Here is a 9,640-nt window from a genome sequence, read left to right as displayed (position 1 = left end):
GTACAAAATCTATATAATTGATGAGGTTCACATGCTTTCAACGAGTGCTTTCAACGCCTTTTTGAAGACTTTGGAAGAACCTCCATCCTACGCCATTTTTATTTTGGCAACTACCGAAAAACATAAAATTATACCAACGATATTATCTCGTTGTCAAATATTTGATTTTAAACGAATTACTGTTAAAGATGCTAAAGAACATTTGGCAGAAGTTGCTGAAAGTCAAGGTGTAATTTGTGAAGATGATGCTTTGCATATTATTGCTCAAAAAGCTGATGGTGCAATGCGTGATGCTTTGTCAATTTTTGATAGAGTGGTTTCATATTGTGGAAACAATTTAACACGTCAAGCTGTAACTGAAAACTTAAACGTACTTGATTTTGAAACTTATATTAAGGTAACCGATTTAATTTTAGAAAATAATATTCCGCAAGTATTGGTAACTTATAATGATATTTTATCAAAAGGATTTGATGGACATCATTTTATTGCAGGATTAGCATCACATTTTAGAGATTTATTGGTTTCTAAAAATCCTGCAACGCTAACATTGTTTGAAGCTGGAGAACAAGCTCAAAAATTATATGGTGAACAGGCACAAAAATGTAATCAAGATTTTTTATTGAAAGGAATTGAAATTGCCAATGATTGTGATTTAAAATTTAAGCTTTCACAAAACCAACGATTGCTTGTAGAACTGGCACTTATGCAACTTTGCTCTATCAACTTTGATGGAGAAAAAAAAAACTTGAGTTTATAATTCCACCTACTTATTTTAGAAGAAACGATTATTCGATTACAGAAAAGGTTTCGGATTCTATGGTTGCTGTTGAAAAAATTAATTTATCGGAAAACTTGGAATCCGAAACACAGAACTCACAATCCGAAACTTTGCAAAAAGTCGAAACTCAAAACTCGGAACCAGAAATTTTAAAAGAGCTCGAAATTCAAAACTCGATACCCGAAACTGTTTCTGTTTCTGCATTATCATTAGCAAGTATTCGTGCAAAAAAAGAATTACTTGAATCTCAAAAAGGAATTGTAAGAGTTGAAGAACAATTGCCAACAAACGATTTTACTGAAACAGAAATGTTAACTTTTTGGTTTAAATATGCTCAACGATTGAACGATAAAGGTCACATGATTATGGAATCTTTATTAAGAATAAGTGATCCAAAGCTTGATGGATTTAAAATCGTTTATGAATTGCCAAACGAAGGATCAAAAATAGATTTTGAAAAAGAGAAACCTGAACTTTTAGGTTATTTACGAGGACATTTGCACAATCACGATATTGCAATTGATGTTATTGTAAATGAAAAAGTTAAGAGCAAAATTGCTTTTACATCGCAAGATAAATACAATCGACTTAAAGAAATAAATCCAAATATAGAAGAACTGAGAAAAATATTTGATTTAGAAATATAAAAAAAACCGAAATTTCTTTCGGTTTTTTTATTTTTACATTTTAGCTTTTAGAGCTTTATATTTTTCGGTTTCATTTAATTCTAAGAACTTATAAATATTCATCAAATTAGATTTTACCGCTTCATTTTTATCATCCAATTCATGTGCTTTCTCTAAAATGGGCATTGCAGTATTAAAAAGTTTTTGTCTTTCTGCTTTTAGAACTTCATAACGCTTTAAATCTTTTTGTGATTCTCCAAGTTTATTAATTTCTTCAACTAATTTTGGGTCTGGACGCAATTTTAAATCTGATAAATTTAAATAAGCATCCATAAAATCAGGTTTTAATTCGATTGCTTTTAAATAGTATTTTTCGGCTTCATCTAATTTGTTTTCAGCATTTGAAACTATACCTAAATTAAAAACTAAACCTGCATCGTTAGGATTTATTTCTAACGATTCGTTAATTAGTTTTCTATATGTTACTAAATCTTTAGATTTATAATACAAATCGGCTTCTGCTGTTAATAGATATGAATCTTTAGGGTTTTCTTTTCTAGCTTCAGATAATGCAACTTTGGCTTCATCAAATCTTTCTTTTTCAATTAAAATTAAAGCGATGTTTTTATATATCTCGGGTTTTTTAGATGGAATTTTCTCATCTCGTGGAGAAACATGAGTTTTTAATCTAACTAAATTATCTCTATCGCTTTTAGATTGATATGATTCATCTTCACCAGAAGCAACATTTTTAGCATAATAAATAGTTCCTTCACCAGTATAATTAATTGCTTTTAATTCTCGATAATATTTTAGAGCAGTTTCATTGTCTTGACCATTAACTGCATAATTTGCAGCATAGTAAAGGTTTTCTATATCCTTTTTATCCAATTGATAAATTGAATATAAAACATCTGATGCTTCTTTGTTTTTCTTTTGATTTCCTAATGCAACAGCAAAATTTAATAATTCTGGTTTAAAAGAAGTAATAGTTTCTAAGATATCATCTGTTTGAACTTTTTTACCAGTTTTTTTCTCATAATCTAAAGTTGCATTTAAACCATTAGCCAATTCTGAAATTGACTTTGGACTTACAAATTTAGAAACAGCCATTTGAATTTGAAGTTGCGTCATGGTTTTATCTAATGCCATATATTCTAAAATAGGAATCATAGCTTTATAAAAACCAGCATAAACTTTATCACTTTCTTCTGTTGCCAAAGGTTCAACTTTAGCGACTAAAGATTTATATTCAGCCAAATCAGCACCTTTTATTTCTGCTTTTGCATATATTTTTTTTAATGCTTTCAATTCATCTTTCTGGGCGAAAGAAGCAACAGAAACTAATAATGTCCCAGCAATTATTAATTGTTTAATTTTCATATTAATTGTAATTTAAATTTTTAATTGTTATTAAAAAAACCAATTTTAAAAAGTTGAAATACAATCTAAAATTGGTTTGGTTTTTATTTATTCTTCGTCGTCTGAATCTTCGTCATCAGAATCTTCATCTTCAACAACTTCATCTTCGTCATCGTCATCATCATCTGCAACTCCATCATCTTCAAGGATTTCCAATACTGGTTTTACTCTTTCAATTGCTGGTGCATCAATAATATTACCATCTTCATCAAGAAGAACTTCTTCAACATCATCTTTCATTACCTTAGTTACCGCTGCAATCGAATCGTTTCCTTTAATATTAATAAGTTTCACTCCTTGCGTTGCTCTTCCCATTACTCTTAAATCTTCAACTGCCATTCTAATTGTCAATCCAGATTTGTTGATAATCATTAAATCATCAGCATCTGTAACCGAATTTATAGAGATTAACTTACCAGTTTTTTCGGTGATATTTAATGTTTTAACACCTTTTCCACCACGGTTTGTAATTCTATATTCGTCTAAGCTTGAACGTTTTCCGTATCCATTTTCTGCAACTACAAGAATTTCACTGTTCATATCGTTTACAGAAACCATACCAATTACTTCATCAGTTGCATCTTTTAACACAATTCCACGAACTCCAGAAGCTGTTCTTCCCATTGGTCGTGTTTTAGTTTCTTCAAAACGTACTAATTTACCCGATTTTACAGCCAAAATAATTTGACTTGTTCCATTGGTTAATTCGGCAGCCAATAATTCGTCACCTTCTTTAATTGTAATTGCAGCAACACCATTAATTCTTGGTTTAGCATATTTCTCTAAAGATGTTTTCTTAACCTGACCTTTTTTGGTAACCATAATAAGGTTATGGCTGTTGGTATATTCTTTATCTTTTAAATCTTGTGTACAAATAAATGCTTTTACTTTATCGTCTGGCTCTATATTTATTAGATTTTGCAACGCTCTACCTTTGGCAGTTTTGCTTCCTTCTGGAATTTCATAAACACGCATCCAGAAACACTTACCTTTTTGTGTAAAGAACATCATATATTGATGATTGGTTGCAACATACATGTGTTCTAAGAAATCTTGATCTCTTGTACCAGCACTTTTTTGTCCAACTCCACCTCTGTTTTGAGTTTTATATTCTGTTAAGTTTGTACGTTTAATATAACCAGCATGCGAAATTGTAATTACTACATTTTCATCGGCAATTAAATCTTCAATACTTACATCTCCACCAGAATATTCAATTACAGAACGACGCTCATCGCCATATTTTTCTCTAATTTCTACTAATTCTTCTTTTATTAAAGCTGTTCTTAAATCAACATTAGCCAATAATTCTTTCAAATGATTGATTAATTTCATGATTTCTTCATACTCTGCACGAAGCTTATCTTGCTCTAGACCAGTAAGTTGACGCAAACGCATTTCAACAATAGCACGAGCTTGAATTTCTGATAATTTAAAACGTTCAATTAATTTTACTCTTGCCTCTTCACCATCTTTAGATCCGCGAATTAATTTAATTACTTCGTCAATATTATCAGATGCAATTATTAATCCTTCTAGTATATGTGCTCTTTCTTCTGCTTTTCTTAATTCAAATTGGGTTCTTCTTACAACTACTTCGTGTCTATGTTCCACAAAATAGTGAATCATATCTTTCACATTCAACATTTGAGGTCTTCCTTTTACTAATGCAATATTGTTTACACTAAAAGAAGATTGAAGTTGTGTGAATTTATATAAGGTATTCAAAACTACGTTTGGAACTGCATCACGTTTTAATTCGTAAACAATTCTCATTCCGTTTCTATCCGACTCATCTCGAATATTAGAAATTCCTTCAATTCTTTTTTCGTTAATTAAATCGGCAGTTTTTTTGATCATTTCTGCCTTATTCACTTGATACGGAATTTCAGAAACTATAATTACATCTTTTCCGTTAGCTTCTTCAAATCCAACTTTGGCACGCATTACAATTCTTCCACGACCAGTTTTAAAAGCTTCACGAACACCTTCGTAACCATAAATTATTCCTCCAGTTGGAAAATCTGGTGCTTTTATATAGTTCATAATCTCATCAATCTCAATTTCTGGATTGTCAAGATATGCTAATGTTCCGTTGATAACTTCTGTTAAATTATGTGGTGGCATATTGGTAGCCATTCCTACTGCAATTCCGGTTGCACCATTAATTAATAAAGTTGGAACTCTTGTTGGCATTACTTTTGGCTCGTACAGAGTATCATCAAAGTTCAACTGAAAATCTACAGTTTCTTTCTCGATATCGGCCATGATTTCTTCAGAAATCTTTTTCATTCTGGCTTCGGTGTAACGCATTGCTGCTGGACTATCACCATCAACAGAACCAAAGTTACCTTGACCATCAACTAAAAGGTATCGCATACTCCATTCTTGAGCCATACGAACCATTGCATCATATACCGATGTATCTCCATGCGGATGATACTTTCCTAAAACTTCTCCAACAATTCTTGCTGATTTTTTGTGGGCTTTATTAGAAAAAACTCCTAAATCATACATTCCATACAATACTCTTCTATGCACAGGTTTTAAACCATCACGCACATCTGGCAATGCTCTTGAAACAATAACAGACATTGAATAATCAATGTAAGCTGATTTCATTTCATCTTCAATGTTAATAGGAATTAACTTTTCTCCGTCAGACATATTTATATAATTTTTAAAATAATTTATTTTTAATTCTAACGCGCAAGATACACTTTTTAACTATTTTTAAAAGCTAATTTACTCACAAATTTGAATGATTTATTAACAAAATACACCTTTATAATAGTTAATAAAATTAAGTGCTAACTGCTTTTATATCTGACATTTTTTTTGTCAATTTACTGACAAGCGATTTACTAGGAATGATATTTGTAATAATTCAAGATAAATCACTAAATTTACAATAATAATAAAAGAAAAAATGGATGATAATTTTTCGCCAAGAGTAAAAGATGTTATAACCTACAGTAAGGAAGAAGCTTTGCGTTTAGGTCATGATTTTATTGGCACTGAACACCTGATGCTTGGGATTTTAAGAGACGGAAACGGTAAAGCTATATCTATTTTAAATAGTCTTTCGGTAGATTTAGATCATCTTAGAAAGAAAGTTGAAATTTTAAGTCCACCAAATCCTAATGCGGAAATAAATATAGAAAAGAAAAATTTGCATTTAACTCGACAAGCAGAAAGAGCATTAAAAACTACTTTCCTTGAAGCCAAAGTATTTCAAAGCACTTCTATAAGCACTGCGCATTTACTGCTTTGCATATTGAGAAACGAAAACGATCCAACAACTAAACTACTTAATAAACTTAAAATTGATTACGAAGTAGCTAAAGAACAATATCTAGATATGACACCTAAAGAAGAAGAATTTTTAGAAAATTTACCGAAAAACGAATCTTTTAATGAAGATTCAGGACAAGATGACAGCTTAAAAGGAGATAATTTTAATACACCTGCAAATAAATCTAATAAAAAATCTAAAACTCCTGTTTTAGACAATTTTGGTCGCGATTTAACCGAAATGGCAGAAGAAGGAAAATTAGATCCGGTAGTTGGTCGTGAAAAAGAAATTGAACGAGTTTCACAAATTTTAAGTCGTAGAAAAAAGAACAATCCATTACTAATTGGTGAACCTGGAGTTGGAAAATCTGCTATTGCCGAAGGTTTAGCATTGCGAATTATTCAAAAGAAAGTTTCAAGAATTTTATTTGGAAAACGAGTTGTAACCTTAGATTTAGCCAGTTTAGTTGCTGGTACAAAATACAGAGGACAATTTGAAGAACGGATGAAAGCGGTAATGAACGAACTCGAAAAGAATGATGATATTATTCTTTTTATAGACGAAATTCACACAATAGTTGGTGCTGGTGGAGCAACTGGTTCACTCGATGCTTCAAATATGTTCAAACCTGCTTTGGCTCGTGGAGAAATTCAATGTATTGGTGCAACAACTCTTGATGAATACAGACAATATATAGAAAAAGATGGCGCATTAGAAAGACGTTTTCAAAAAGTTATTGTAGAACCAACTTCTGTTGATGAAACAATTATTATTTTGAATAATATCAAAAATAAATATGAAGATCATCATAACGTTGTTTATTCGCAAGAAGCCATTGAAGCTTGTGTGAAATTAACTGATAGATACATGTCAGAACGTTTTTTACCAGACAAAGCTATTGATGCTCTTGACGAAGCTGGTTCTAGAGTTCACATTACCAATATTGATGTTCCTAAACAAATTTTAGATTTAGAACGTCAGCTCGAAGAAGTACGCGAACTGAAAAATTCTGTTGTAAAAAGACAGAAATATGAAGAAGCTGCCAAACTTCGTGATGACGAAAAAAAACTAGAAAAAGACCTAGCAATAGCTCAAGAAAAATGGGAAGAAGATTCTAAAAATAACAGAATAGAAGTTACCGAAGATAATGTTGCCGATGTAGTTTCAATGATGACTGGAATTCCTGTTAATAGAATTGCTCAGACTGAAAGCAATAAGTTGGCTAACTTACCAGAACTACTTCAAAGAAAAGTAGTTGGACAAAACGAAGCCGTTTTAAAAATTGCTCGTTCTATTCAAAGAAATCGTGCTGGATTGAAAGATCCAAATCGTCCTATTGGTTCGTTTATATTTCTTGGTCAAACTGGAGTTGGAAAAACACAATTAGCGAAAGTTTTAGCGAAAGAATTATTCGATTCAGAAGATGCGTTAATTCGTATTGATATGAGTGAATATATGGAAAAATTCGCAATTTCTAGATTAATTGGTGCACCTCCAGGATATGTTGGCTATGAAGAAGGTGGACAATTAACCGAAAAAGTTAGAAGAAAACCATACTGTGTTGTGCTTCTTGACGAAATTGAAAAAGCACATCCAGATGTTTTCAATATGATGTTACAAGTTCTGGATGATGGTTATTTGACTGATAGTTTAGGAAGAAAAATCGATTTTAAAAATACGATTATCATTATGACTTCCAATGTTGGTGCTCGTCAATTGAAAGATTTTGGTCAAGGTGTTGGATTTGGAACAGCAGCAAGAGTTGCAAATGCAGACGATAATTCTAAAGGAATTATTGAAAATGCTTTAAAGAAAACTTTTGCACCAGAATTCCTTAACAGAATTGATGATGTTATAGTTTTCAATGCTTTAGAAAAAGAAGATATTGATGTTATCATCGAAATCGAATTGAAAAAATTATATTCTAGAGTTAAAGAATTAGGTTACAATTTAGATTTATCTGATAAAGCAAAAGCATTCATTGCAGAAAAAGGATTTGATAGACAATTTGGAGCAAGACCATTAAAAAGAGCCATTCAGAAATATGTTGAAGATGCTTTAGCAGAAGAAATTATCACATCTAAAATTGCATCTGGAGACGAAATATTTATGGATATTGAAGAAGGTTCGCAAGAATTGACTGTAAAAGTTCAAAAAGCTGGAGAACCAACTAGTTAGTAATTAAAATAAAATATTTACAAAATACCATTAAGAAATTAAGAAAATTAAGTTAGTATTCCTTAATGAAACTCAATATCTTAATGGTTTATAAAATAAATATAAAAGAGAAATAATTCTTTTAGAAAATATTAGAAAACTAAAGGTTCTATGGAAAATACATCAATTAAAGAAATTAAAAATTTATTTCCCGATGAATGGGTTTTATTGGGAAATCCAACAATGGATGAAAGTCAAATTGATGTAATTTCTGGTGTTCCAATTTTTCATAGTAAAGATAAAAAAGAGGTTTGCTATCTAGGAAGAAATATGACTGATAATTTTAAAACTGTAACTATAATCTATACTGGAAATATAAAGAAAATTAGAACAAATGGAATTTTAAGAAGGTTATGAGAAAATTTAACTTCGAATTACTTTCAGAGGAAGATGTTATAATTGTAAATGCAACAATTTTAAACAAATTTAAATTTAGGTTAGCATTAGATACAGCAGCAACCCATTGTACTATAGACAGTAATGTTTTATACTTTAGTGGATATGAATTAAAAAATAGCAAAGGAGAATTAGAAATTGAAACCGCCAACGGAATAATAATTGTTGAACGTTATGATATTGAAAAAATAGACTGTTTGGGAATTACGAAAAATAATTTTGAAGTTCAAGTTTACGATTTCTTATCTCATGGAATAATTTCTGATTATGATGGAGTTATTGGATTAAATTTTTTAAAAGACAATAAATTCTGTATTGATATTCCAAAAAAAGAAATAACAATCGAAATATAAAAAAATCAACATTTCTGCCACGAAATACCTGAATTACACAATATAATTAGTGAAAATTCTCGTACTTCGTGGCTTAAAATTTTATAAAATGCCAGAAAACAAAATAATATTAGGATCAGAAGAATGGTGTTCCTTTCCAGAAATTGGAATTCCTGCCATAAAAGCTCGTGTAGATTCAGGCGCAAAAACTTCTGCTTTACACGCCATAAACATTGCTCCTTTTGTAAAAGATGATATCAATTGGGTAAAATTTGACATTAATCCAATTCAGAATAATCTCAAAACTGTAATTCATTGCGAAGCTTTACTTATAGACAAAAGAATTGTAAAAAGTTCTAGCGGATTTCGAGAGCAACGTTATGTAATTCAGACCAATATAAATATCGGAAACGAAACTTGGTCAATAGAAATGACCTTGACCAACCGAGATTCAATGGGTTTTAGAATGTTACTTGGTCGTGAAGCCATGAGTGGTAGAATTCTTGTTGATCCTGAACAAAAATATCTTTTAGGTCAACCTACAACTGAAAATCTTAAAGAATTATATGTA

The 9,640-nt window shown here is 30.7% G+C and carries 8 protein-coding genes; 6 read left to right on the top strand and 2 right to left on the bottom strand.

The features are described from left to right. A partial coding sequence (locus ACH2BO_RS15105) for a DNA polymerase III subunit gamma/tau (protein WP_395045561.1) occupies positions 1-760 on the top strand: 760 nt, incomplete at its 5' end. A gap of 95 nt (positions 761-855) precedes the next feature. Further along, positions 856-1,428 carry a DNA polymerase III subunit gamma/tau gene (locus tag ACH2BO_RS15100; RefSeq protein WP_395045560.1) on the top strand — a complete coding sequence of 191 codons (573 nt, stop codon included), beginning with the start codon at positions 856-858 and terminating at the stop codon, positions 1,426-1,428. Between the two features lie 33 nt (positions 1,429-1,461). Here the strand turns inward: ACH2BO_RS15100 and ACH2BO_RS15095 are convergent, their stop codons facing one another. Both ACH2BO_RS15095 and gyrA read right to left on the bottom strand, forming a co-directional pair. Beyond that, on the bottom strand, positions 1,462-2,790 hold the full coding sequence (locus ACH2BO_RS15095; RefSeq protein WP_395045559.1) for a hypothetical protein: 1,329 nt from the start codon (positions 2,788-2,790) through the stop codon (positions 1,462-1,464). A gap of 87 nt (positions 2,791-2,877) precedes the next feature. Beyond that, positions 2,878-5,496 carry a DNA gyrase subunit A gene (gene gyrA, locus ACH2BO_RS15090; RefSeq protein WP_395045558.1) on the bottom strand — a complete coding sequence of 873 codons (2,619 nt, stop codon included), beginning with the start codon at positions 5,494-5,496 and terminating at the stop codon, positions 2,878-2,880. 262 nt (positions 5,497-5,758) lie between these two features. On the opposite strand from gyrA, the gene ACH2BO_RS15085 reads away from it, so the two are divergent. The 4 genes from ACH2BO_RS15085 to ACH2BO_RS15070 form a co-directional block, all read left to right on the top strand. Beyond that, positions 5,759-8,302 carry an ATP-dependent Clp protease ATP-binding subunit gene (locus tag ACH2BO_RS15085; protein ID WP_395045557.1) on the top strand — a complete coding sequence of 848 codons (2,544 nt, stop codon included), beginning with the start codon at positions 5,759-5,761 and terminating at the stop codon, positions 8,300-8,302. A gap of 150 nt (positions 8,303-8,452) precedes the next feature. Continuing rightward, the gene (locus ACH2BO_RS15080; protein WP_395045556.1) at positions 8,453-8,698 is read left to right on the top strand and encodes a hypothetical protein; all 246 of its coding nucleotides are present in this window, start codon (positions 8,453-8,455) and stop codon (positions 8,696-8,698) included. Continuing rightward, positions 8,695-9,090 (top strand): retropepsin-like aspartic protease, encoded by a 396-nt coding sequence (locus tag ACH2BO_RS15075; protein WP_395045555.1) that lies wholly within the window; start codon positions 8,695-8,697, stop codon positions 9,088-9,090. Before ACH2BO_RS15080 ends, ACH2BO_RS15075 begins: the two co-directional genes overlap by 4 nt. 88 nt (positions 9,091-9,178) lie before the next feature. Beyond that, on the top strand, positions 9,179-9,640 hold a 462-nt coding region (locus ACH2BO_RS15070), incomplete at its 3' end, for an ATP-dependent zinc protease (protein ID WP_395045554.1).

The organism is Flavobacterium sp. (assembly GCF_043773265.1).
Classification (GTDB): domain Bacteria; phylum Bacteroidota; class Bacteroidia; order Flavobacteriales; family Flavobacteriaceae; genus Flavobacterium.
The sequence above is the reverse complement of the archived record's forward strand: the minus strand, read 5'-3'. Positions and strand labels throughout refer to the sequence as shown.

Bases quoted from the DNA above. Each gene is read 5' to 3' on its own strand.
- ACH2BO_RS15095 (WP_395045559.1), bottom strand. From the start codon at position 2,790: ATGAAAATTAAACAATTAATAATTGCTGGGACATTATTAGTTTCTGTT.
- gyrA (WP_395045558.1), bottom strand. From the start codon at position 5,496: ATGTCTGACGGAGAAAAGTTAATTCCTATTAACATTGAAGATGAAATG.
- ACH2BO_RS15085 (WP_395045557.1), top strand. From the start codon at position 5,759: ATGGATGATAATTTTTCGCCAAGAGTAAAAGATGTTATAACCTACAGT.
- ACH2BO_RS15080 (WP_395045556.1), top strand. From the start codon at position 8,453: ATGGAAAATACATCAATTAAAGAAATTAAAAATTTATTTCCCGATGAA.
- ACH2BO_RS15075 (WP_395045555.1), top strand. From the start codon at position 8,695: ATGAGAAAATTTAACTTCGAATTACTTTCAGAGGAAGATGTTATAATT.